General features: G+C 71.8%; 16 protein-coding genes. 3 read left to right on the top strand and 13 right to left on the bottom strand.

All coding sequences use genetic code 11. The features are described from left to right. Positions 1-86 precede the first annotated feature (86 nt). The gene (locus AB6L24_RS11360; RefSeq protein ID WP_405654744.1) at positions 87-1,232 is read left to right on the top strand and encodes an AAA family ATPase; all 1,146 of its coding nucleotides are present in this window, start codon (positions 87-89) and stop codon (positions 1,230-1,232) included. Here AB6L24_RS11360 and adhE read toward each other — a convergent pair. Beyond that, a complete protein-coding gene (adhE, locus tag AB6L24_RS11355) occupies positions 1,135-3,936 on the bottom strand; it encodes a bifunctional acetaldehyde-CoA/alcohol dehydrogenase (RefSeq protein ID WP_405654742.1) in 2,802 nt (933 codons plus the stop codon). The two genes, AB6L24_RS11360 and adhE, sit on opposite strands and share 98 nt — an antisense overlap. Before the next feature lie 513 nt (positions 3,937-4,449). Here adhE and AB6L24_RS11350 point away from each other — a divergent pair. Then, positions 4,450-4,899: a subtilase-type protease inhibitor gene (locus tag AB6L24_RS11350; protein WP_405654739.1), complete on the top strand. Its 450-nt coding sequence runs from the start codon at positions 4,450-4,452 to the stop codon at positions 4,897-4,899. Here the strand turns inward: AB6L24_RS11350 and AB6L24_RS11345 are convergent. After that, on the bottom strand, positions 4,889-5,977 hold the full coding sequence (locus AB6L24_RS11345) for a hypothetical protein (protein ID WP_405654737.1): 1,089 nt from the start codon (positions 5,975-5,977) through the stop codon (positions 4,889-4,891). The two genes, AB6L24_RS11350 and AB6L24_RS11345, sit on opposite strands and share 11 nt — an antisense overlap. A 158-nt stretch (positions 5,978-6,135) precedes the next feature. Here AB6L24_RS11345 and AB6L24_RS11340 point away from each other — a divergent pair, with 158 nt between their 5' ends. Continuing rightward, a complete protein-coding gene (locus AB6L24_RS11340) occupies positions 6,136-8,937 on the top strand; it encodes a M4 family metallopeptidase (protein WP_405654735.1) in 2,802 nt (933 codons plus the stop codon). Between the two features lie 118 nt (positions 8,938-9,055). On the opposite strand, the gene AB6L24_RS11335 is transcribed toward AB6L24_RS11340, so the two are convergent. The 11 genes from AB6L24_RS11335 to AB6L24_RS11285 all read right to left on the bottom strand — a co-directional run bounded on the left by AB6L24_RS11335 (position 9,056) and on the right by AB6L24_RS11285 (position 23,579). Then, the gene (locus tag AB6L24_RS11335) at positions 9,056-10,753 is read right to left on the bottom strand and encodes a dipeptide ABC transporter ATP-binding protein (RefSeq protein ID WP_405654733.1); all 1,698 of its coding nucleotides are present in this window, start codon (positions 10,751-10,753) and stop codon (positions 9,056-9,058) included. Beyond that, complete coding sequence (locus AB6L24_RS11330) at positions 10,750-11,742, bottom strand: ABC transporter permease (RefSeq protein WP_405654731.1); 993 nt, start codon at positions 11,740-11,742, stop codon at positions 10,750-10,752. Before AB6L24_RS11330 ends, AB6L24_RS11335 begins: the two co-directional genes overlap by 4 nt. Positions 11,743-11,745: 3 nt before the next feature. Continuing rightward, complete coding sequence (locus AB6L24_RS11325) at positions 11,746-13,521, bottom strand: ABC transporter substrate-binding protein (protein WP_405654729.1); 1,776 nt, start codon at positions 13,519-13,521, stop codon at positions 11,746-11,748. Between the two features lie 131 nt (positions 13,522-13,652). Continuing rightward, positions 13,653-14,609: an ABC transporter permease gene (locus tag AB6L24_RS11320; RefSeq protein WP_405654726.1), complete on the bottom strand. Its 957-nt coding sequence runs from the start codon at positions 14,607-14,609 to the stop codon at positions 13,653-13,655. 420 nt (positions 14,610-15,029) lie between these two features. After that, entirely contained in the window at positions 15,030-16,115 is a 1,086-nt protein-coding gene (locus AB6L24_RS11315) for a S1 family peptidase (protein ID WP_405657133.1), read from the bottom strand. Between the two features lie 404 nt (positions 16,116-16,519). Beyond that, positions 16,520-17,419, bottom strand: a complete 900-nt coding sequence (locus AB6L24_RS11310) for a S1 family peptidase (protein WP_405654724.1) — start codon at positions 17,417-17,419, stop codon at positions 16,520-16,522. 240 nt (positions 17,420-17,659) lie between these two features. Next, positions 17,660-18,463: a DUF1684 domain-containing protein gene (locus AB6L24_RS11305; protein WP_405654722.1), complete on the bottom strand. Its 804-nt coding sequence runs from the start codon at positions 18,461-18,463 to the stop codon at positions 17,660-17,662. A 5-nt stretch (positions 18,464-18,468) separates the two neighbouring features. Beyond that, entirely contained in the window at positions 18,469-19,794 is a 1,326-nt protein-coding gene (locus tag AB6L24_RS11300; RefSeq protein ID WP_405654720.1) for an NtaA/DmoA family FMN-dependent monooxygenase, read from the bottom strand. Further along, on the bottom strand, positions 19,791-20,873 hold the full coding sequence (locus AB6L24_RS11295; protein ID WP_405654718.1) for an LLM class flavin-dependent oxidoreductase: 1,083 nt from the start codon (positions 20,871-20,873) through the stop codon (positions 19,791-19,793). Before AB6L24_RS11295 ends, AB6L24_RS11300 begins: the two co-directional genes overlap by 4 nt. Before the next feature lie 94 nt (positions 20,874-20,967). Further along, the gene (locus tag AB6L24_RS11290) at positions 20,968-22,719 is read right to left on the bottom strand and encodes an FAD/NAD(P)-binding protein (RefSeq protein ID WP_405654716.1); all 1,752 of its coding nucleotides are present in this window, start codon (positions 22,717-22,719) and stop codon (positions 20,968-20,970) included. Further along, positions 22,716-23,579, bottom strand: a complete 864-nt coding sequence (locus AB6L24_RS11285) for an amino acid ABC transporter permease (RefSeq protein WP_405654714.1) — start codon at positions 23,577-23,579, stop codon at positions 22,716-22,718. Before AB6L24_RS11285 ends, AB6L24_RS11290 begins: the two co-directional genes overlap by 4 nt. Between the last annotated feature and the right edge of the window lie 247 nt (positions 23,580-23,826).

Here is a 23,826-nt window from a genome sequence, read left to right as displayed (position 1 = left end):
GCGGCGAAAGGGGGGGCCAGGGGCGCAGCCCCGTGAGAACCCCACGCCCAGGGCCACTGTCAGTCCCACCTGCGACCCTCAGGAACATGATCCGCACACTCGCCGTCGAGAACTACCGCTCCCTGCGCAAACTGATCGTCCCCCTGGACCGCCTGAACGTCATCACGGGCGCCAACGGCACCGGCAAGTCCAGCCTGTACAGAGCCCTCCGCCTGCTGGCGGACTCCGCGAGCGGGGGCGCCGTCGCGGCCCTGGCCAGGGAGGGCGGCCTCCCCTCCGCCCTGTGGGCAGGGCAGGCCAAGGCGGAGGCGACGAGCATGCGCCTGGGCTTCGCGGGCGACGAGTTCGGCTACGCGGTCGACTTCGGGCACCCCATCCCCACGTCGGGAGAGGGCGCGGCCCCGTCCCTGTTCAACCTGGACCCGGAGATCAAACGGGAGTGCACCTGGGCGGGCCCGGTCCTGCGCCCCGCGGCCCTGCTCTGCGACCGCGCGGGCCCCGCGGTGCGCACGCGGACGGCGGACGGCGGCTGGCACCGCACGCAGGGCCTGCGGCCGTACGACAGCATGCTGAGCGAGCTGGCGGACCCGCAGCTCGCGCCCGACCTGCTCCGGCTGCGCGAGCTGATCCGCTCCTGGCGGTTCTACGACCACGTCCGCACCGACGCCGACGCGCCCGCCCGCGCCGCCCGCATCGGCACCCGCACGCCGGTGCTCGGCCACGACGGCGCCGACCTGGCGGCGGCCCTGCAGACCATCCGCGAGATCGGCGACACCGGGGCGCTCGACGCGGCTGTGGACGACGCGTTCCCGGGCACGCGGGTGCGGGTCGAGGACAACGGCGGGCGGTTCGAGGTGCAGCTGCACCAGCGGGGGCTGAACCGCCCCCTCGGCGCGGCCGAGCTGTCCGACGGGACGCTGCGCTATCTGCTGTGGGCGGCCGCGCTGCTCACGCCGCGGCCGCCCTCGCTCCTGGTCCTGAACGAGCCGGAGACCAGCCTCCACCCGGACCTGCTGCGCCCCCTGGCGGACCTGATCCTGCACGCGACGAAGGACACCCAGATCGTCCTGGTGACCCACGCCGACCCCCTGGCGGAGGCGGTCGCGAAGGGGGCTCGGCGCCACCGCGTGGACGTCAACTCCATCGAGCTGGTGAAGGAGTCGGGCGAAACAACAGTGGCAGGCCGAGAAAGTCTCCTGGACGAGCCGCTTTGGTACTGGCCCAAACGCTGAGGACCCCGCGAGGGGCGCGGGGCACGGCGTACCGAGCCCCGTAAGGGGCGCGGGGAACTGCGCGCTCAACCCCCACGCCCCGCGGGGAACAACGAACCTCAGGCCGCAGCCCCACCCCGTAATACGCCGACCGCATCAACCCCTCCAGCTCGGAGAGCATCGGCATCCGCGGATTGGCGGGCGCACACTGATCCGCGTAAGCGTTCCTCACCTGCTGAGGCAGCGCCTCGATGAAGGCGGCCTCGTCGACCCCCGCCTCCCGGAAGGAGGCAGGAATCCCGCACCGGGCCCGCAGCTCCTCGACGGCCCGGGCGTAGGACTCGACCCCCTCCTCCGGCGTGGCCGCCGCAAGGCCCAGCATCCGGGCGATCTCCTGGAACCGCTCCGGCGCCCGGTACACCTCGGCCTTGGGCCAGGGCGTGGCCTTGCCCGTCACGGTGCCGTTGTGCCGGATGACATGCGGCAGCAGCACCGCGTTGGTGCGCCCGTGCGGGACGTGGAACGTGTTGCCGAGCGTGTGCGCCATCGCGTGCACGAGGCCGAGGAAGGCGTTGGCGAAGGCCATGCCCGCGACGGTCGAGGCGTTGTGCATCTTCTCGCGGGCCTCGGGGTCGTCCGCCCCGTTCAGCACGCACCGCTCCAGGTTCTCGAAGATCAGCTTGATGGCCTGGAGGCAGAGCCCGTCGGTGTAGTCGTTGGCGTACACGGAGACGTACGCCTCGGTGGCGTGGGTCAGGGCGTCGAAGCCGGAGTCGGCGGTGACGGCCGGGGGCAGCCGCAGCGGCAGGACCGGGTCGACGATGGCGACGCTCGGGGTGAGGGCGTAGTCGGCGAGCGGGTACTTCTGCGCGGCCTCGGGGTCGGAGATGACGGCGAAGGGGGTCACCTCCGAGCCGGTGCCCGAGGTCGTCGGGATGGCGACCATCCGCGCCTTCTCCCCCAGGCCCGGGAAGCGGAAAGCCCGCTTCCTGATGTCGAAGAACTTCTCCTTGGTGTCGGCGAACTCGACCTCGGGGTGCTCGTACATCAGCCACATGACCTTGGCCGCGTCCATCGGCGAGCCACCGCCGAGGCCGATGATCGTGTCCGGCCGGAAGTCCCGCATCCGGGCGGCGCCCGCGCGCACGGTGGCGAGTTCCGGGTTGGGCTCGACGTCGTCGATGACCTGCACGGTGACCGGCTCGGTGCGGGCGGCGAGGATGTCCGTCACGCGACGTACGAAGCCGAGTTCGGACATCGTCCGGTCGGTCACGATCGAGACGCGCTCGATGCCCTCCATCTCGCCGAGGTGGCGCAGCGCGTTGCGCTCGAAGTAGATCTTCGGCGGGACCTTGAACCACTGCATGTTGGTGTTCCGCCGTCCGATCCGCTTGACGTTGACGAGGTTGACCGCGGAGATGTTGTTCGACACCGAGTTGTGTCCGTAGGAGCCGCAGCCGAGGGTGAGCGAGGGCAGGAAGGCGTTGTAGACGTCGCCGATGCCGCCGAAGGTCGAGGGCGCGTTGACGATGACGCGGACCGCCTTGACGCGCCGGCCGAACTCCTCCGCGAGCGCCTCGTCCTCGGTGTGGATGGCGGCGCTGTGCCCGAGGCCGTGGAACTCGACCATCCGCGCGGCGAGTTCGAGCCCCTGCTCGGTCGAGTCCGCCTTCAGCGCGGCCAGTACGGGCGACAGCTTCTCGCGGGTCAGCGGCTCGCCCTCGCCGACCTCCGCGCACTCGGCGAGCAGGATCTGGGTGTTCTCGGGCACCTCGAACCCGGCCTGCTCGGCGATCCACCGCGCGGACCTGCCGACGACGTCCGCGTTCAGCTTCGCGCCCGCGCAGTTCGCGGCGAACGCCGTGGTGCCGAAGACGAACTCCTCCAGCTTGGTCTTCTCGGCCGCCGACACGACGTACGCGCCGAGCCGCTGGAACTCGGCGATCCCCTCGTCGTACACCTCCCGGTCGAGAACGACCGCCTGCTCGGAGGCGCAGATCATGCCGTTGTCGAAGGCCTTGGAGAGCACGACGTCGTGCACGGCGCGGTTCAGCTTGGCGCTGCGCGCGATGTACGCGGGTACGTTGCCCGCGCCGACGCCGAGTGCGGGCTTGCCGCAGGAGTAGGCGGCGCGGACCATCGCGTTGCCGCCGGTGGCGAGGATGGTGGAGACGCCCTCGTGGCGCATGAGGAGGCCGGTGGCCGCCATCGACGGGGCCTCGATCCACTGCACGCAGTCCTCGGGCGCCCCGGCCGCGACCGCGGCGTCGCGCACGATGCGGGCGGCCTCGGCGGAGCAGTTCTGGGCGCTCGGGTGGAAGGCGAAGACGATCGGGTTGCGGGTCTTCAGGGCGATGAGGGCCTTGAAGACGGTGGTGGAGGTGGGGTTGGTGACGGGGGTCATCGCGCAGACCACGCCGACCGGTTCGGCGATCTCGGTGATGCCGTTCAGCTCGTCGCGGGAGATGACGCCCGCGGTCTTCACTCCCCGCATCGAGTTCACGACGTGCTCGCACGCGAAGAGGTTCTTCACGGCCTTGTCCTCGAAGAGGCCGCGCCCGGTCTCCTCGACCGCCAGCCGGGCCAGCTCCCCGTGCGCGTTCAGCGACGCCAGGGAGGCCTTCGTGACGATGTGGTCGACCTGTTCCTGGTCGTAGGACTCGAAGCGGGCCAGCGCGCCGAGCGCCCTCTGGACCAGTCCGTCCACCATCTCCTCGGTCTCCATGGCAGGCACTCCTTCTCGCGACCCTGTGGTGACGTCTCCATTCGACCTCCGGAGCACCACGCGGAGCTTCCGAAAAAGCCCTGATCCGAGAGGGAGAAGGTCCTGCCGGAGGCGCGAACACTTCCGGAAAACGATCTCTCACCTGCGCTGACGCCGAAGGACCAAAGACCCTTGCGAGCTTGTGAATGCATTCACAAAATCTTTTCCACGCTCCGGTTCCGGCCATTCCCGCCCCCACCGAAAGGCCCGACCGGAGTGACCCGCCCCACTTTCCCGGGCCTTCACCCCACAATCCGCGCATCCGGGAACTTCCCCGTGATTTCCCCTTCCCCCCGGTCACGCGTGGTGCACCACATCTCAACCGGCCGTGAGGGACCCTTGCTTCACGCCACTACACACAGTTTTCAACCAACGACTGAAAGTCAGCGACCGATGTGCTTTCGGCGTCGCCCTGAGCAAGACTCCGGTCCGTTCCGTTCGTTATCTGTAACGACAAGCAAGGGAGTGTTCGAAATGCGGTACATCTCTGGGGGGATCGCGCTGGGTGCGGCTCTGGCGCTCGGCGGTCTGGCCACCGCGGCCACCGCCGCGCCCGCGCCCGTGGCCGCCAAGCCCGCGGCCCCGGCCGCGAGCGGCTTCGCGCCCTCCGAGCTGGTGCTCACCATCGGCTACGGCGACAAGGCCGCCACCGCCTCCATCCAGCGGGCCGTGACCCTCGGCTGTTCCTCCACCGGCGTCGGCAGCCACCCCGACGCGCCCGGCGCCTGCGACCAACTGCGCGCGGTGGGCGGCAAGTTCGACAAGGTGACCAAGGTGCAGTCGAACGCCGTCTGCACCAAGGAGTGGAACCCGATCGTCGTCACGGCGCAGGGCGTGTGGGAAGGCCGACGCGTCAACTACGAGCACACCTTCGCCAACCCGTGCGCGATGACGGTGGGCCAGGGCCAGGTCTTCAACTTCTGAGCCAGCCCCGCAACGCGGCCTGGGCGCCGGCCTGGAAACGGGTGTCGGCGCCCAGTTCGTCGAGCAGCCTGCTGATGCGGCGGCGCGCGGTGTGCACATGGACGCCGAGTCGGCGCGCGATCGCCTCGTCCTTGAAGCCGCCCGCCAGCAGGCCGAGCAGATCCCGGTGCTCGTCGGAGAGGCGCGGCCCGGCGCCGCCGAGCGGTAACGCCCGCTCCCACAACGCCTCGAAGAGCGGCCGGAAGACGTGCTGGAGCAGCGTGTCCCGTACGACGACGGCCGTGCGGGTCGGATCGGAGCCGGACGCGGGCGGCAGCAGCGCGTCCCTGCCGTCCACAGCGATCAGCTTGGTGGGCACCTCGGCCGCGACCCGCACCGCGAGCCCCCGGTCGACCAGCGGCCCGAGCAGCCGGGTCCGGCCGGGGAGCGCGAGCCCCTCGCGGGCGAGCACCACCCGCACGCTGACCCCGCGTTCGAGCAGGGCCGCGATGCCGGTGCCGGGGTCGGCGCCCGCGACCGCCCACGGGTTGAGGTAGGGCGGCCGGTCGAGGATCAGGACCTCCTTCTCGGCGCGGGCCAGCAGCTGGTCCACGTGCCGCACGATGGCGCCGGGACCGCTCACCGCCTCCACGGCCGCGACCGCGCCGGGCGCGAGGGCCGGAGCGGGTTCGAGGCGCTCGGCGATCTCGTCGGCCTGGCGCCGAATCCGCTCCAACTCCGCCGCCTGGGCGTGCAGTTCCGCCTGTCTTCGATGGATCAGGGCCCGTACGGCGGGCGCGGGCGGCACCGGACGCGGCAGCACGGCACGGTCGAGGGGCCCGGCCCCGGCCCCCGCCGCGGCTCCGCCCGTGCTCCTCTCCGCCTCCGTGTCCGCGTACGGCACCGTGAACCCGTGCTCCCGCAGCCGGGACAGCGAAAGCTCGAACTGCCCCCGCGTCAGCCCCAGTTCCCGCCGCAGCTGCTCCGCGTCGCGGGCCGCCGGGGCCCGCTGCCGCAGCAGCGCCCCGTACACCCGCTCGTCCGCCTCCCCCAGGCCCAGGTCGCGCAGCGCGCTCCCCTTGCCGCTCCCCATGGTCATGTCGGGCAGTCTCACCCCGCCCCACGACGCACACAAGTGTGCGGCCCCACTTGTGACCAGTCGTTATTCCTTGATCAACATATGGGCAACGACTTGCATGAGCACGGCACGTACACACCACGTCCATGGTGCGCTCTTTTCTGCGCGTGGAGGGGAACTTGAGAAGCTCACGCAGACGGACACGAATAACGGGGAGCGCGGCGCTGCTCGGCGCCGCGGCACTGCTCGCCTCCGGAGTCCCGGCGGCCCAGGCCGCTCCGGCGGCTCCCGAAGGCCCTGCCACCGAGGTCGTCCCCGGCAAGGGCACGGCGACCCCGGCCCTGGTCGACGGGATCGCGGAGGCGGCCAAGGACTCGGGCAGCCCGGCCGACGCGGCCCGCGGCCACCTCGCGGCCAAGAAGGGCCGCTACGGGATCCCGGACCCGCGCCGGGACCTGAGCACCGATCAGACGCTGCGGCACGGCGCCGGCGAGACCGTGCGCTTCCAGCAGAAGCACCGGGGCGTGCCGGTCCTCGGCGGCCAGTATCTGGTGCGGATGGAGAAGAAGGACGGCGAGCGGGTCGTCACCGGCACCTCGGGCAAGTACTTCACGGGCCTGAAGGTGGGCACGAAGGCCGAGGTCGCGGAGCGGACGGCCGTCGAGCGCGCCGTGGCCGCGACCGCCGCCGGGGACGGCCGCACGGGCAGCCTGACCAAGCTGGCCCCCAAGTCGTCCAAGTCGTCCGAGTCCCGCACGGCCAAGAGCGACGGCCCCGCCCTCTCCGGCACCTCCCACGGCCTCGTCGTCCTGCCCCAGGGCGAGGGCCTCCTGACGTACCGCGTCACCGTCACCGGCAGCGACCCCGCGACCGGCGCCCCGGTGAAGCAGGAGGTGTACGTCGACGCGGCGTCCGGCTTCCCGGTGCTCCAGTACTCGGCGATCCAGACCATCGACGGCGCCGGCCCCGGCGACGGCTTCCCCGGCACCAAGGGCAGCGGCGTCAGGCTCGACGGCAAGAAGGTCGACCTCGACGTGGCGCACGACGCCGCGTCGGACACGTACAAGCTGCGCGACCTCCGCCACCAGTGGGACGGCAGCAAGAACCCCCTGGCCACCTGGGACGCACGCGGAGTCGACGCCAACGACGCGTCGGGGAGGTGGCCGCAGGGGATCACCGAGTTCGGCTCCAAGACCAAGGAGTTCGGCAAGGAGGCCACCGAATCGGGCGCGGTCGACGCGCACTGGGCGGCAGGTCAGGTCCACGAGTACTACAAGAAGAAGCACGGCCGTGACAGCCTCGACGGCAAGGGCATGGCCATCAACTCGCTGGTGGGCGTGACCGACGGCGGCTTCCCGTTCGTCAACGCCTACTGGGACGGCCAGAAGATGGTGTACGGCGGCGGCGACGAGGAGTTCAAGCCGCTCTCCGCCGACCTGGACGTGGTCGGCCACGAGATGACGCACGGCGTCGTCGAGCACACCGCGGGCCTGGTCTACGTCGGCCAGTCGGGCGCCCTGAACGAGGCCATCGCCGACTACTTCGGCAACGCCATCGACGTGAACGCCTCGAAGACGCCGCTGGACGACCCGAAGGCCGGGCTCATCGGCGAGGACCTGTGCCGCACCCAGTCCCCCGCCGACTGTGCCCTGCGCGACCTCAACGACGGCCGCACCACCGCGAAGGACTTCCTCGGCGTCACCATCGGCACCGACAGCGGCGGCGTGCACCTCAACTCGACGATCGTCTCCGGCGCGCTGTGGGACATCCGTGAGGACCTGGGCGCCACCCTCGCCGACAGGATCGTCTACAAGGCGCTCGCGGAGTACCTGACGCCGCTCGACGGCTACACCGACGCCCGCAACGCGGTGGTCGCCGCGGCCAAGGACCTCGGCGTGAAGGGCGCGAAGCTGCGCACCGTGCACCGCTCGTTCGACGCGCACGGCATCACCAAGGGCTGGGAGAAGGCGATCGGCGCCGACTCCGAGAAGCTCCTCGGCGACCTGAACGCCACCCGGGTCGGCGGCAGGCTGCCGAACACCGGCGCGGGCGCGGGCGGCGGCTGGTGGGCCGCGTCTAAGTCCGACGACGAGGGCCAGGAGGCCTTCTCCGTGTACGCGGGCCGCACCGACGGCTCCGGCACGCCGAAGCTGCTCAGCCCCAACGACGGGCGCTACCACGTCTACCCGGACACCGACGGCAAGCGCGCGGTGTGGGTGGCGTACGGGCCGACCAGCGTGGAGATCCTGTCCCGGCCGCTGACCGGCGGCCCGGTGAAGAAGCTGTGGTCGGCGGGCACCACCGTCGCCAACGTGCGCATCTCCAACGGCAACGTCACCTGGCAGGAGTCCAGCCCGCACGGCCAGCAGCGGGTGGCGTACCTGCGCCCCGGTGACCGGGAGCCGGTGTTCGTCGACGGCGGCCGCTACGACGTGGTGACCGCGCTGCCCACGATCCACGGCGACAAGCTCGGCTACGCCAAGGTGTACACCGACAAGGACGGCGTGCAGCAGGTCTCCACGGAGATCACGGACGTGCGCACCGGCAAGCAGACGCTGGTCCCGGCCAAGGGCGGCCACCTCGGCATCGCCACCCCGGCGATCAACGGCAAGTACCTCTACTGGTTGGTCGACGACATCGCCGACGACAACCGCATGGCCCTGCGGCGCGCGAAGCTCGACGGCACCGGCCTGACCGACATCGTCCCCGAGGACTCCAAGGACTCCTACTTCTGGAACGTGGACGCCTCCGAGTCGGCGCTCACGCTCACCCAGTGGCAGCCCCAGCGCGGCTGGAGCAACAGCAACCTCACCAAGCTGGTGCAGACCGACCTGGACGGCAAGGGACTCAAGCGGGTCTCCTGCAACCGGGGCGAGCAGACCGGCCACGCGGCCGACACCGGCAAGCGCGTGGTGTGGATCGACGGCACCACCGGCCACACGGACCTGGTGACCCGGGCCCGCCCGGCCGGCACCTGCTGATCCGGGACGCACGAAACGGCGGTGCCCCGCCCACCTGACACCAGGTGGGCGGGGCACCGCTCTTGGGGAGCCCGGGCCGCCGCCCCGCCCCCTCCCTGGGGCGGTGGACCGGGGTGGCTCAGACCATGGCGGCGAGCAGGTCGCGCGTGTACGCGGCGCCCGGCCGCTCGAAGACCTCGTCGCGGGTCCCGGTCTCGACGATCTCGCCGTGGCGCATGACGGCGACGCGGTCGCAGAAGTGCCGTACGACGGCCAGGTCGTGAGAGACGAAGAGCAGCGAGAGGCCGAGTTCGTCCCGCAGGTCCATCAGCAGGTTCAGGACCTGGGCCTGCACGGACACGTCGAGGGCGGACACCGGTTCGTCGGCGATGATCAGCCGGGGGCGCAGGGCGAGCGCGCGGGCGATGCCGACGCGCTGGCGCTGGCCGCCGGAGAACTCGTGCGGATAGCGGTCCAGGTCGGCGGCGGACAGGCCGACCTGCTCCAGGAGTCCGGCCGCGCGCTCCCGGCGCTCGGCGGCGCCGGCCCGGGTGTGCACCCGCAGCGGTGTGGTGACGATCTGCTCGACGGTACGACGCGGGTTCAGCGAGGCGTAGGGGTCCTGGAAGACCAGCTGCACGTCGCGGCTCAGCTCCCGGCGCAGTGCGGTGTCCCCGGCGGCGCCGGAGATGTCCCGGCCGTCGAAGCGGACCTCGCCCGCCGTGGGCCGCTGGAGCCCGGCGAGCACCCGGGCGGTGGTGGACTTGCCCGACCCGGACTCGCCGACCAGGCCGAGGGTCTCGCCCTCGCGCACGTGCAGGCTGACGCCGCGCACGGCCCGTGCGGGCTCGCGGCGGCGGCCGAGCAGGGTGCGGCCGCCGCCGAACTCCACGTGCAGGCCGGTGATCTCGGCGAGGGGACGGCCGGTCGCGGTGACCGGTGCGCGGGCCGCGGTGCGCGGCTTCGGCTCGGGTTCGTCGACCGTGGGCAGGCGGGTGCCGGGTTCGCTGGTGAGGGTGGGGGCGGCGCCGATCAGGGCGCGGGTGTAGGGGTGTTCGGGCGCGGAGAGGACCCGCCGGGTCGGCCCCTGCTCCAGGAGGTGGCCGCCGCGCATGACGAGCACGCGGTCGGTGGCGTGCGCGACGACGCCCACGTCGTGGGTGACCAGGACGACGGCGGTGCCGTGCTCGTGCCGCAACTCGTCGAGCAGGTCGAGGACCTGGCGCTGGACGCGGGCGTCGAGCGCGGTGGTGGGCTCGTCGGCGACGAGCACGTCCGGACTGTTGATCAGCGCCATGGCGATCATCACGCGCTGTCGCATGCCGCCGGAGAACTGGTGCGGGTGGTCCCGGGCGCGGACGGCGGGGATGCCGACCCGCTCCAGCATGTCGGCGGCGCGGTCGCGGGCCTCGGCGCGCGACGCGGCCCGGTGGTGGATCCGGTAGGCCTCGGCGAGCTGTGCGCCGACCCCGTGGAAGGGGGACAGCGCGGCGAGGGCGTCCTGGAAGACCATCGCGACCCGGTTGCCGCGCAGCGGTCGCAGCGTGTCCTCGGCCGCCCCGACGATCTCGGTGCCGCCGATCTCGATGCCGCCGGTGACCTGGGTCCGCGCCGGGTCGTGCAGCCCGAGCGCAGCGAGCCCGACGGTGGACTTGCCGGAGCCGGACTCCCCCACCAGGCCGACGACTTCGCCCCGCGCCAGGTCGAAGGTGACGCCCTCGACGGCCATGACGGTGCCGCGCGTCCCGGTGAAGGTGACGCTGAGGTCGCGTACCCGCAGGACGGGCCATTCGTCCCGTACGCGCAGGTGGGGCCGTTCGTTATCGGAGCCGCTCACGCGAGCCTCACTCTCGGATCGAGCCAGGCCACCACGAGGTCGGCCAGGGCGACGAACACCACCACGAAGAACGCGGCGAGCAGCACGGTGCCGACGACGGTGGGCAGGTCGTTCTGCACCACCGCGTCCACCGCGAGCTTGCCGACGCCGCTGAGCCCGAACACGGTCTCGGTGATGAAGGCGCCGCCGAGCAGCGCGCCCACCTCCAGGCCGAGGAGCTGCACCAGCGGCGCGGCGGCCCCGCGCGAGGTGTACTTCAGGTGGGCGCGCAGCGGGCTGAGCCCCTTGCCGCGCGCCGTGCGCACGTACCCCTCGTGCATGACCTCCAGCATCTGGGCGCGGGAGAGCCGGGCGAACACGGCGGCGTTGACGAAGCCGAGGACCAGGCACGGAAGCAGCAGTCCCGCGACCCAGGCGCCGATGTCGTCGCCGGGCGAGGTGTAGCCGGGCAGCGCGAACCAGCCCGTCCGGTAGACGAGGAAGTACTGCAGGGCGTAGCCGAGGAAGTAGATCTGCACGCTGGCGCCGACCAGCGTGAAGCCGGACAGGAGCCGGTCGGTGAGCCGGCCGCGGCGCAGCGCGGACAGGAAGCCCGCGCCGATCCCGAAGACGACGATCACCGCGAGCGCGCCGCCCGCGAGCGAGAGGGTGACGGGGAAACGGCTGGTGATGGCGGCGCGCACCGGCTCGTGCAGCGCGTAGGAGTAGCCGAGGCAGGGCGCGTCGCAGGCGATCGGCGTGCCGTCGACGTCGTTGATGGTGCGGCCCGCGAACAGGCCGCGCACATAGTCGGCGTACTGCGCGAGGATCGTCTTGTCGAGGCCCATGGAGTCGCGGACCGCCGCGATCTGGGAGGCGTCGCACTTGGGTCCGCAGGCGATGACGGCCGGGTCGGAGGGGGCGGCGTAGAAGAGCGCGAAGGCGGTCGCGGAGATCGCGAGGAGCACCACGACCGCCTGCAGCGCCCTCCTGAGGAGATAGAGGGGCATGGGTCAGGACTTCTTCAGGTACAGCCAGGCCGGGCTGATGGTGCCGTAGATCGGGTGGATGAAGGCGCCGCCGACGTCGGCGCCGCGCACCTGCTGGACGCGCTGGTGCAGGAACGGCACCAGCGGCACGTCCTTCATGATCGTGTTCTTCTCGAGGGCGATGAGCTGCTCGGCCTTCTTCGTCGCGTCGCCGATCCGCGCGATGCGGTCGAGTTCCTTGTCGACGGCCGGGTTCTTGTACCGCGGGTCGTTGTCGAGGGTGTCGCGGCGGCTGTCGAAGCGGTACGGGACGCCGGTGGCCGGGGTCGGCCAGTCCACGGACGAGGTGGACATCCACAGGTCGTACTTCGGGTCGGTGCCGCGCAGGACCTCGTTGGTGTAGGCGGGCAGCGGCATCGGCTTGGTGACGAGTTCGATGCCTGCCTTGGCGAAGGCGTCCACGAGGACCTGGGCCAGGCGGTCGTTGACGGCGTTGGACTCGTAGGCGTAGGTGAGCCGCTCGACCGGCTTCTCGGCCTTGGCCAGGTGCTCCTTGGCCTTCTTGATGTCGCCGGTGGGCGCCACCGGGTTGGTGTCGTACTTCCGCCAGCCGACGATGGCGGGCGAGGAGTAGGTGGTGGCGATGTCGCCGACGCGCGGGCCACCGAGGGCCTGGCGGGCCTGCTGGCGCGGGAAGAGGTAGTGGACGGCCTTGCGGACCTCCGGGTCGGCGACGCGGTCGTTGCGGATCACCAGGTGCGAGCTGAAGGCGCCGCGGCGGCCGTCGACGACCAGGTCCTTCTTCTTCGGGTCGCGGCCCGCCTCGCCGATCAGCTCGGGCGGGAACTCGTTCTTGGTGGTGACGGTGGCCGCGCCGTCGCCGCGCCCGTTGAGGATCTCCTGGGCGGTGTTGAGCTCCTTCTTCTCGAAGGTGAACTCGAACTTGTCGGCGTACTGGTGGCGGATCGGGTCGGTCGCCGCCTTCCAGTGCGGGTTCTTCTCCAGGGTCAGGGACTGGTTCTGGCGGTGCGAGACGATCCGGTAGGGCCCGGTGGCGAAGGGCCGCAGGTCGTAGGCGGCGCCGGTGTCCTTGTCCGGGCGCACCGGCGACGAGGAGGACTGCGCGGCCATGAACGGCACGTCGGACTGCGTCTTGTGGAAGCGGAAGACGATGGTCTTGTCGTCGGGCGTCTCGATGCGGTCGAAGTCGCCGTCCTTCTTCGGGCCGCCGTAGACCTTGCGGGCCTGCGCGAGGTCGGGCTTGCCGGTCAGCCACTGCGGCCAGTACGACGGGCCGACCTCGAAGCCGGGCGCGAAGGTGCGCTCGATGCCGTACTTGACGTGCTTCGAGGTGATCGGCTTGCCGTCCTGCCAGGCGATGCCGTCCTTGAGCTGGTACGTCCAGGTGCGGCCGCCGTCGGAGGGCTTGCCGGTGTCGGTGGCGAGGTCGCCGACGAGCTTCGGCTTGCCGTCGACGACCTGGTACTGGGTGAGCTGGCGGCCCCACAGGAGCGAGGTGTTGTAGGCCTCGCCCGCGTAGATCTTCTGCGGGTCCAGATGGGCGTAGTCGCGCAGGTTGGCGACGCGGATGGTGCCGCCCTTCCGGGCGCCCGCGACGGCCGGGGCGGGGCCCGCGCTGTCCTTCGCGCTGCCGACCCCGGCGATCAGGTCGGCCTCCTGGCGCGGGGACGCCTGGTCGCTCTCGGTGCCCGCCCCGGCCGAGCAGGAGCACAGCACGAGCATGGCGGAAGCGGCGGCGGCGACGGGCACGGCCACGGTGCGCGAACTGATCCTGGGCATGGTGAACTCCGTTACGGGTGGGACGGATGAAACAACGGGTGGGACAGATGAGACGGCCGGTGCGGTCGGCCTCAGGCAGGCGCGGTTCGGCCTTCAGGCAGGTGCCGGGGCGGCCTCGGGTCGGCGCCGGATCAGCGCCGGGTGCGCGGGTCGAGCGCGTCGCGCACGCTGTCGCCGAGCAGGTTGAAGGCGAGGACGAAGAGCAGGATCGTCACGCCGGGGAAGACCATGTAGGTCGGGTCGTCGTAGAAGACCTCGGAGCCGCGGGCGATCATCCGCCCCCAGTCGGGGATGGGCTCGCTGATGCCGACGCCGAGGAAGGAAAGGGCGGCCTCGGCGGTGACGATGCCGGGCAGGGCGATGGTGATGTGCACGAGCACCGGCGCCCACACGTTGGGCAGCAGTTCGCGCAGGACGATGTGGCGGCGGGACGCACCCATGGCCCGGGCGGCCGCCACGAACTCCCGGGTCCGCAGGGACCGGACGGTGGTGCGGAGCATCATCGCCAGCGGCACCCAGCCGAACGCCGCGAAGATCACCACGAGCACGGTGAACTGCATCCAGGCGGGTTCGTTCTCGCCCGGGTCCACGAAGCGGGTCTGCACGATCGGGCTGAGCGCGAGGAAGAGCAGCAGCGTGGGGAAGGCGAGGAGCACGTCGCAGACGAAGGTGAAGACGCGGTCGGCGAGCCCGCTCAGATAGCCGACGGTCACACCGAGCACGACGCCGAGGACGGCGATCACGACGACGGAGGCGCCGGCCACCAGCAGGGAGGTGCGGATGCCGTAGAGGAGCTGGGTGAACACGTCCCGGCCGAGGCCCGGTTCGAGGCCGAACCAGAACTCGCCGGACATGCCGCCGCCCGGCAGCACCGGCAGACCCTCCGGGCTGAGCAGCCCGGGTTCGTTCTGGCCGTAGTGCTCGGTGGGGTTCTTGCCGTACACGGCGGCGACGAGCGGCGCGGCGAGGGCGAGCAGCGCGAACAGGGCGACCACACACAGCGCGGCGAGGCCGAGCCGGTCCCGGCGGAAGGCGCCGACGGCCGCGGCGAGCGGGCTGCGGGGGCCTGGGTGTGGCGCGTCGGCCATGCTGCCCAACTCCTGATGACGTGCGGACGCGGAGGTTTCCCGCGTCGGGGTGCGCATCATTAGAGCCAGCGGGACGGAGCCTTTGCAAATCCCCCACAGAAAGCATTTCGGGAATGCTGCGGAGATTTACAGCGGCGCAACATTACGAGCCCCCAAAAAGGCATGAACACGGACATATTGCCGCATTGAGATCTACGCCACAGACCCTCGCCACGGAAGGTAGTCGAGCGCTTCGACCTTAGTTAGGAAGGTCATCCACGCACACAGCCTGCGCATCATGGGGCAATCTACGCGCGTCACCCCTTGGGAATTCAGGGATCCCGAATTCTTCAACCTGCCTTCTTAATTCTCTCGTGAAATACCGATGGGCCCCGGAAACCGAATGGTTTCCGGGGCCCATCACAATGCTCGGACCAGGCGTCAGCCGATTTCCGCCCCGAAGGCCTCGAGGGCCTCGGGCACCGGCTGGAAGAACGTCTCGCCGCCGGAGGAGCAGTCACCGCTGCCGCCGGAGGTCAGGCCGAGCGCCGTGTCGCCCGCGAACAGCGCGCCGCCGCTGTCGCCGGGCTCCGCGCACACGTCGGTCTGGATGAGGCCGTTCACGATGTCGCCGTTGCCGTAGTTCACGGTGGCGTCCAGGCCCGTGACCTTGCCGTCGTGCAGCTGCGTGGTGGAGCCGCTGCGCTGCACCTCCTGGCCGACGGTCGCGGCCCCGGCCTTGGTGATCTTCTGCGTGGAGCCGTTGTAGAGGTTCACCTCGCTCGGGTGCGCGGTGTCGCCGGAGTACTTGACGATGCCGTAGTCGTTGTCGGGGAAGCTGGAGCCCGCGTTCTCACCGATGGCCGGGCCGCCCTGCTCCTCGGACCAGCTGGTGACGGACTCCGTGCAGTGACCCGCCGTCAGGAAGTGCGGGGCACCGTCCTTGACCACGTTGAAGCCCAGCGAGCAGCGGCTGCTGCCGCCGAAGATGGCGTCGCCACCGGCGATGAAGGGCTTGAACTCTCCCTTGGAGTGCTTCAGTTCGGCCTTCTCGCCGAGGCCCTCGACGACCGACGTCAGCTTCTTCAGGTCGGCGCCCTTGACCGTGCGGTCCACGGTCACGACGACCTTGTTGGTGGCCGGGTCGGTGGCCCAGGAGCTGCCGGGGACCGAGGCCTTGTCGGTGAGCGTGGTGCGGGCGCCCTTGAGCTCGGCGAGGGAGTTCTCGACCAGTCTGGCCTTGGCGCCGGCGGACTCGACGGCGTCCTTGGCGTTGTCGTCGAGGACGTTCACGACGAGGTTCTTGGCCTGCGCGTCGTAGTACGTCCCCGCGGCGTCGGTGCCCAGCTCCTTGTCGAGCGAGGAGGCGAGCTTTCCGGCCTTCGCGATGGAGAGCGTGTCCGGCTTGGGGGTGGGGGTGTCCTCACTCGCGTTCGCAGTCTGGAAGGTGACGGCCGCGCCGATCAGAGCGACGACGCCCGCGCCTGCCATGGCGGCACGGCGCTTGGGTATGCGGCGGTGCTTCAACTCGCGTCCTCCTGTGGGGGGATCGGTCCGCTCCGGTGTGGGGACCTCGGCGGCCGAGAGGCGTACGCGCATGGCGGGCTGACGATGGGAAAGCCGCGTCCATGCCAATAGGACGCGGCCCACTATTCCCAGCGCACGAGGTCGCACACAAGGTCTACTTCAGGACGCGCGCCCGACAACGGCCGTGCGGCCGGGACCTGTTGACCGTCCGTGGTCTCACCACGTCGGTTCCCGCTGCAAACACCGCGTGCGAGCGGTGGTCGGCAGCGGGTGAGGACTAGTCCTGTCCGGTTCTCGACGTTCGGTGGCCGTGCGCGGACGGCGCGGGGACAGCGGAGAGCCCCCGCCCAGGAGTGGGGCGGGGGCTCGAAGGCCGCTGACCGTGCGGGGTAGGGAGGTGGGCGTCAGTACACGCTCACGTTGTACGCGCGCAGGGCCTCGGTGACCGGCTGGAAGAACGTCGTACCGCCGGAGGAGCAGTTGCCGCTGCCGCCGGAGGTCAGGCCGAGCGCCGTGGAACCGGCGTAGAGCGGGCCGCCGCTGTCGCCGGGCTCGGCGCAGACGGTCGTCCTGATCATGCCGTACACGATGTCGCCGTTGCCGTAGTTCACCGTGGCGTTCAGGCCCGTGACGCGGCCGGAGTGGGTGCCGGTGGTGGAGCCGCGACGCGTCACGCTCTGGTTGACGGTCGGGTCCGCGGCGCGGGTGATGTCCTGGCTGCCCACGGTGCCGGACTTGGTGATGGAGTTGTTCGTGTACCTGACGATGCCGTAGTCGTTCGTCGGGAAGCTGGAGCCGTGCGTGGTGCCGAGCACGGTGGTCTTCGCCGAGTTGGCCCACCAGGTGCCCGCGCCGTCCGTGCAGTGCCCGGCGGTCAGGAAGTAGTACGTGGAGCCGCTGCGGACGTTGAAGCCGAGCGAGCAGCGCCAGCTGGAGGCGTACGTGGCGTCGCCGCCGGAGATGTACTTCTGGAACTTGCCGGGCGTCCGCTCGATCTTCAGGGCGCCGGCCTTGTCGCCCGCCGCCTGCTTCAGCTTGGCGATCTCGGCCTTGGAAACGGTGCTGTCGGCGGTGACCACGACCTGCTTGGTCTTGGGGTCCACGTTCCACGCGGTGCCCGCGACGTCCGCTTCCAGGACGGCGTCACTGGCGGCCGTCAGGTCGGATGCGCTGTAGGTGCGGGCCTCGTCGGCGCTGGCGGCGGGAACGGCGAGTGCGGCCGCGGCCACGAGCCCGGTCGCGATGGCGACCGTGCGGGAGTGTCTCGCTATACCGCTGCGGGGGGTGGTGCGCTTGATCCTCACTGCTGGTTCCTCCCGAGGGAAGTCAGGGGGCCCATGTGGGTTGGGGGCCCGTGAGGCGCGGTCGAAGGACCGGTGGATTCCGGTTACACCGTGTCCCTGACAAGCGCTGCTCGGGAGTATTGGGGCCGCCGTGACACCGCACAAGGGGTGCCTTTCGGCCGGGGCGGCCGATACACGACGACCGGCCCCGGCAGCGGCGCGTCCGTGCCACCACCGGGGCTCTGGGTCATCGGCGTCCTGTCAGACGTACCGGCGGGAGGAAAGGTTCCGTTCTCCGGCGGCGATCTCGGCGGTGAGGGTGTTGCCGGGGGGCGGGAAGGGGCAGATGAAGTGGTCGGCGAACGCGCACGGCGGCAGCAGCGACCGGTTGAAGTCGACGTGCGTACGGCCCTGTTCGTCGGGCGCGGCGGGCCGCAGGAACCGGAAGCGGTAGCTGGAGACCCCGCTGGTCCCGTCCGCGAACACCGCCCACAGCGAGCCGTCCCCTTCCACGCTCACCTGCAGCGTGTGCTCCTTCCCTGCCAGCGTGAAGGCGAGTTCGCCGCCGAGCCCGAGCCCCCGCTCCACCCCGTCCGCGTTCCCGACCCGCACGGTCCGGTCCCGCTCGTACGGCGTGAAGCGCCCCTCGACCGCGAAGCCCGGGTCGTACGTGCTGACGTCGATGCCGATGAAGGCGCCCCGCGCGGCCGCGTCCGGGTCGAAGTCCCGCACCGCCCAGAGCCCTTCGCGGCGCAGCACCACAAGGCGCCGCTCCCCCAGGCCGAGCCGGGAGGCGGTGACGGCACCGGAGTCGGGCGCGAGGCGGGCCGTGCCGGTGAAGGGCCGTCCGTCCAGGGCGATGCCGTCGTCGGCCGCCGCCGTCAGGACGAGTGCGTCGCCGCCGTCCGACCAGTGCCCGGGCAGTCCCGGCAGCGTCCCGCCGGGGTGGTCGGCGAGCCAGTGCGTGCCGGTGAGGGCGAGGGGGCCGTACGGCGCGGAGACCGTGGCCGTGCGCAGCTCGTGCCACTCCTTGAAGTCCCGCAGCGTGTCTTCGGTCGTGCTCATGGTGATCAACCCTTCCATACGGGCTCGGGCAGCCCGAGGTGTGAGCGCAGGGTCGCGCCCCGGTATTCCGTGCGGTACGCGCCGCGCTCCTGGAGCAGCGGCACCACCCGTTCGACGAACTCGTCGAGCCCGCCCGGCGTCAGGTGCGGGACGAGGATGAAGCCGTCGGCGGCGTCGGTCCTGACGAACTCCTCCAGCTGCTCGGCGACGGCGGCGGGCGTGCCGATGAAGGACTGCCGGGACGTCGTCTCGATGACGGTCTGGTGCAGGGACAGGCCCTTGGCACGGGACAGGGCCCGCCACTGCTCGGCGATCGCAGAGGGGTCGCCGACCTTCACCCGGCCCTGCACGAGCGTCGAATCCGGGTCCGGGTCGATGTCGGGCAGCGGTCCTTCGGGGTCGTACGCGGACAGGTCGACGCCCCACACCTGTTCCGCGGCGAGCAGGGCGTTCTGCGGCGACACCTGTTGGCGGCGGATCTCGGTGGCGCGCTCCTGGGCCTCGGCGGCGGTGTCCCCGAGGACGAAGGTGACGCCGGGCATGATCTTCAGGTCGTCCGGGGCGCGCCCGTACGCCGCGAGCCGTCCCTTCACGTCGGCGTAGAAGGCACGGCCCGCCTCCAGGGTGCCGTGCCGGGTGAAGACGACGTCGGCGCCGGACGCGGCGAACTCCCGGCCCTCGGGCGAGTCCCCGGCCTGGATCACGACGGGGTGGCCCTGCGGCGGGCGGGGCAGGCCGAACTCCCCGGCGATGTCGAAGTGCCGGCCGCGGTGCGCGAACGGCCGCGGCTCGCCGACGGACCCGTCGGCCCCGTCGGGGGTCCAGGAGTCCCACAGCTCGCGCGCGGTGGCGACGAACTCGGCGGCGCGGGTGTACCGGTCGGCGCGGTCGAGGAACCCGCCGCGGCGGAAGTTCTCGCCGGTGAAGGCGTCGGACGAGGTGACCACGTTCCAGGCGGCGCGGCCGCCGCTCAGGTGGTCCAGGGAGGCGAGGCGCCGGGCCAGTTCGTAGGGCTCGTTGAAGGTGGCGTTGACGGTGGCGGCGAGGCCGAGGTGTTCGGTGACGGCTGCGAGGGCGCTGAGGACGGTGAGGGACTCGGGCCGCCCGACCACGTCCAGGTCGTGCACGCGCCCCTTGTGCTCGCGCAGCCGCAGCCCCTCCGCCAGGAAGAAGAAGTCGAAGAGCCCGCGTTCGGCGGTGCGCGCCAGATGCTCGAAGGAGGAGAACTCGATCTGGGAGCGGGACCGGGGGTCAGTCCACACGGTGGTGTTGTTGACGCCGGGGAAGTGGGCGGCGAGGTGGATCTGTTTCGGTGTCGTACGAGCAGTCATGACGGGTCCCCCGCGAGTGCGGCGTAGCGGTTGGCGGGCCGGGCCAGGCCCAGGTGCTCCCGGAGCGTCGCGCCCGGGTAGAACGTGCGGAACACACCGCGGTGCTGGAGCAGCGACACGGTGCCGTTGACAAGCCGCTCCAGGTCGCGCCGTGGCTCGACGGGGGTGAGGTGGAAGCCGTCCACGGCGCCCGCGTCGTGCCAGGCGGCGATGAGGTCGGCGAGGTCGACGGGGCCGCCGCGGTACAGCGGGCCCTCGGGGGTGGGCAGCGGGCCGCCGCCGTGTCCGGGCTGCGCCGCGTGCTCGCCGCTGCCGAGGTCGACGACCAGCGCGGCGAGCACCCGCAACTGCCCTGGTGGACGGCCGAGTTCGGCGGCGCGGCGGTGCAGCGCGGCGCGGGCGGCGCCCGCCTGCTCGGGGCTCGCGGCCCGCACCAGGGCGACGTCGGCGTGCCGTGCGGCCGTCTCGCGGGCGTGGCCCTCGGTCGCGTCGACGACGACCACCGGGTTCCCCTGCGGCGGCCGCGGCACGATCGAGGGGCCGCGCACGGAGAAGGTGCCGCCGTCGAAGTCGACGTAGTGCAGCTTGTCCCGGTCGATGAAGCGTCCGGTCGCCACGTCCCGGATCTCGGCGTCGTCCTCCCAGCTGTCCCACAACCGCCGTGCCACGTCGGCGACTTCACCGGCCTCCCGCCACAGCGCGTCGGCGGGCGCGGCCCGCCGCCGACCGAAGAGCCGCGCCTCGGCCTCGGTGGCCGACACGTCGACGGCCCAGCCGGCCCGGCCGTGGCTCACCCAGTCGAGGGTGGCCACGGCGGCCTGCACATGGAAGGGCTCGGTGTGCGTGGTCGTCACGGTCGGCACCAGGCCGACGCGTCCGGTGGCCGGGGCGATCCGGGAGAGCACGGCGAGCGCGTCGGGCCCGTGCCGGGCGAAGGAGTCCCCGAGCGTGACGAAGTCGAGGGCGCCGCGCTCGGCGAGCAGCGCGAGCTCGGTGTGCGGGGCGGCGGCGTAGGCGCCGGGCTGGTCGATGGCGGCGGCGAGGTGCAGGGGGCCGCGGCACGCGGCGGATGCGGTCATGAGGAGCGAACCTCTCTCGACGGGTGCCGGCCGGAAGGGGGCCGGCGGCAGGACGGACAGGTGCGGTCGGGTACGCGGGGCGGCACCGGGCCGCTCATCGCGCCGGGTCCGCGAGGAAGGTGAGGACGGCGCGCGCGGTGGCGTCGTTCTGCCGGAACGAGGGGCTGTTGGTGCGGGGCCGGGTGAAGGCGCCCGCGCCCCGGGCGTCGGTGTGCGGGCCGAGCGCGAAGCGGCGCGGGTGCGGGGTGCCGGAGCGGTCGCGGACGCGGCCGTCGGCGGGGTCGACGGCGAGGAGTCCGTCGGGGGTCTCAGCGACGCCCTCCGCGTGCAGGGCGCGCAGCAGCGGGTCGCGGGTGCGGGCGAGCGTCGGCTGCGGCAGCCGCGCCTCGACCAGGGCGCGGGCCTCCACCGCGGCCCCGGGCACGGTCGCGCCGCGCGCCCGGAACACTCCCCCGCTCGCGGCCACCGTCATCCCGGCGCCGAGGAACCGCACCACCCCGGCCCGCGAGAGCGCGAGCAGTTGCCGCAGCCTCGGCCCGGGCGGCCCCGAGGCGAGATAGCTGAAGTAGCCGTGCCACCACGGCCCGATGTCGCCGAGCCGCACCAACTGCCCGTACACGGAGAGCAGTCCGAGGAAGACGGCCAGGTCGGGGCTGTGCGCGGGGTCGTGGCGGCGGGTGAGGTCGGCGGTGATGTAGGCCCTGATGCCGTCCTGGAGTCCGTCGTACGAGGGGTGGCGGACACCGTCCAGGGGGTGGTCGATGGCGCGCAGGTCCAGGCGGTCGGCCGGGTCGGGCACGGCGGCGGAGACGAGGGCGGCCAGCTCGGGGCTGCCTGGCGGGCAGACCGCGTACTTCTCGTCGAAGTCCGGCCAGGCCATGGCGGTGCGTTCGGCGTGGGCGGCGAACAGGCGGTGGTAGTGGGCGAAGCCCAGTTCCTTCTCGATCAGCGGCCACACGTCGCGGGCGAAGTCGTGGCCGTCGGGCCGCGCGAGGAGTTCGTCGATCTGGTCCGGGCCCAAGTAGCGCGGCAGCGGCGGCCGTTCGCCGTCGTCCCAGGTGTAGCCGAGCTTGGCGTGGTAGGGCACGCCGCGACGCGACCCGACGTACAGGACGGGCTCGCGCCCCGACGGCACGTAGGTGTCGCCCTCGTAGCGGCCGCCGCGCCCCTCGGTCAGGAGCACCATCAGGTCGATGAAGGCCAGGCCGAAGCCCCGGACCAGGACGGGCTCGCCCGCCCGCAGGGCGCTCAGGTCGGTGTCAGCGGTGAAGTCGGGCGGCAGGTGGACCAGGCCGTGGCGGCGGGCGTAGCGGGACAGGCGCTGCTGTTCGTGGTCGAGGTCGGCGTCGAGGTGGCCCTGGGCGAGGATCACCAGGTCGGCGGGCAGGGGGTGTTCGGCGCCTTCGAGCCACACCTCCTGGCGGCCGTCCGGTGGTCCTGTCAGGCGCAGGGCGCGGCGGGCGTGGTGGTGGACGGTGATGCCGGACGGCAGGGCGGCCACCGCTTTCTCGTACACCCAGCGCAGATAGGCGCCCTGGGTGCGGCGGTCGGCGAAGGCCTGTCCGTCGGTGCCCGCCCACTCGTGCAGGGCGGGTCCGGGGAGCACGGGCCCGGCCGTCTCGACCGTGTCGTCGGTGAACATCGTGACGTCCTCGGCGTGCGAGTTCATCCACAGCAGCGGGGACTGCTCCGCGCGCCAGATCCGTCCCGGGCCCGGCGGGTAGGGGTCGACGAGGTGGATGTCGAGGCGCGAACTCGCGTACAGCTCGGGCGCGTTCGCGGCGACGCGCTCGATGATGCCGGTGGCGCGGGGACCCGCGCCGACGATGACGAGGGCGGGGTTCATCGGGTCCGCTCCGAGCCGCGCGCGTAGTACCGCTCCACGTAGTACTGGCCGACGCTGAGCAGCGAGGTCACGACGACGTACCAGAGGGTGGCGACGAGCAGGAGCGGGATGACCTGGTAGGTGCGGTGGTAGACCAGCTGGACGGAGTAGAGCAGGTCCTGGACGGCGATGACGCTGACGATCGAGGTGCCCTTGAGGGTGCCGATCAGCATGTTCCCGGCCGGGGGCACGATGGAGCGCATGGCCTGCGGAAGGACGACGCGCCTCAGCCGCCGCCACCGCCCGAGCCCGAGCGACTGCGCGGCCTCCACCTGCCCCCGGTCCACGGAGAGGATGCCGCCCCGCACGACCTCGGCGGCGTACGCGGCCTCGTGCAGCGTGAGCCCGATCACGGCGATGGTGACGGGCCCGAGCAGGTCCACGGTCTTGACGCCGAACAGCGTCGGATAGAGGGCGCCGATGTTGAACCAGAACAGCAGCTGCACCAGGATCGGCATGGACCTGAAGAGCCAGACGTAGCCCCAACTGACGGATCTCAGAACGGGGTTGGAGGAAAGGCGACCCAGGGCGAGCAGGGTGCCGAGCGCGAAGCCGAGCGCCATCACCACCCCGGTCAACCACAGCGTGAGCCAGAGTCCGCGCAGCACGGACGCGGAGGTGAAGTAGTCGCCGACGACGTCCCACTGGAAGGCGTCGTTGCGGGCGACGGACTGGGCGACGAGCGCGAGGGCGATCAGGACGACGGCGGCGGCGATCCACTGGCCGACGCGGGGCCGCGCCACGACGGGCAGGTCGGCGGGGTCGTCCGTGGGCGGGTCCGGCGGGCGGACGTCGACTTTGGCGAGGGTGTCGGATGACATGCGAAGGCTTTCGTCAGGACGAGCAGGACGACAGGACGAGTGCCGCCTTCACATGGGTCGCGCATCGGCGCGGCCGGACACGGACCGAGCCCCTCAGCAAGGGTCCGCCTCCTGAGACTACGGGGCGCTTCGCGTCTGCTGTCAAGGCTGTCCAGGAGCGGCACGGAACGCTGTCCAGAATATGAGCCGTACGTCTCAGGTCAGTTGACGCAGAAACGGATGCCTGTTCCACTTGTGCTCATGCATC

This window comes from Streptomyces sp. RK9 (genome assembly GCF_045070545.1).
Lineage (GTDB): Bacteria > Actinomycetota > Actinomycetes > Streptomycetales > Streptomycetaceae > Streptomyces > Streptomyces alboflavus.
Note: the sequence above shows the minus strand (reverse complement) of the source record. Positions and strands in the feature narration are given on the sequence as shown.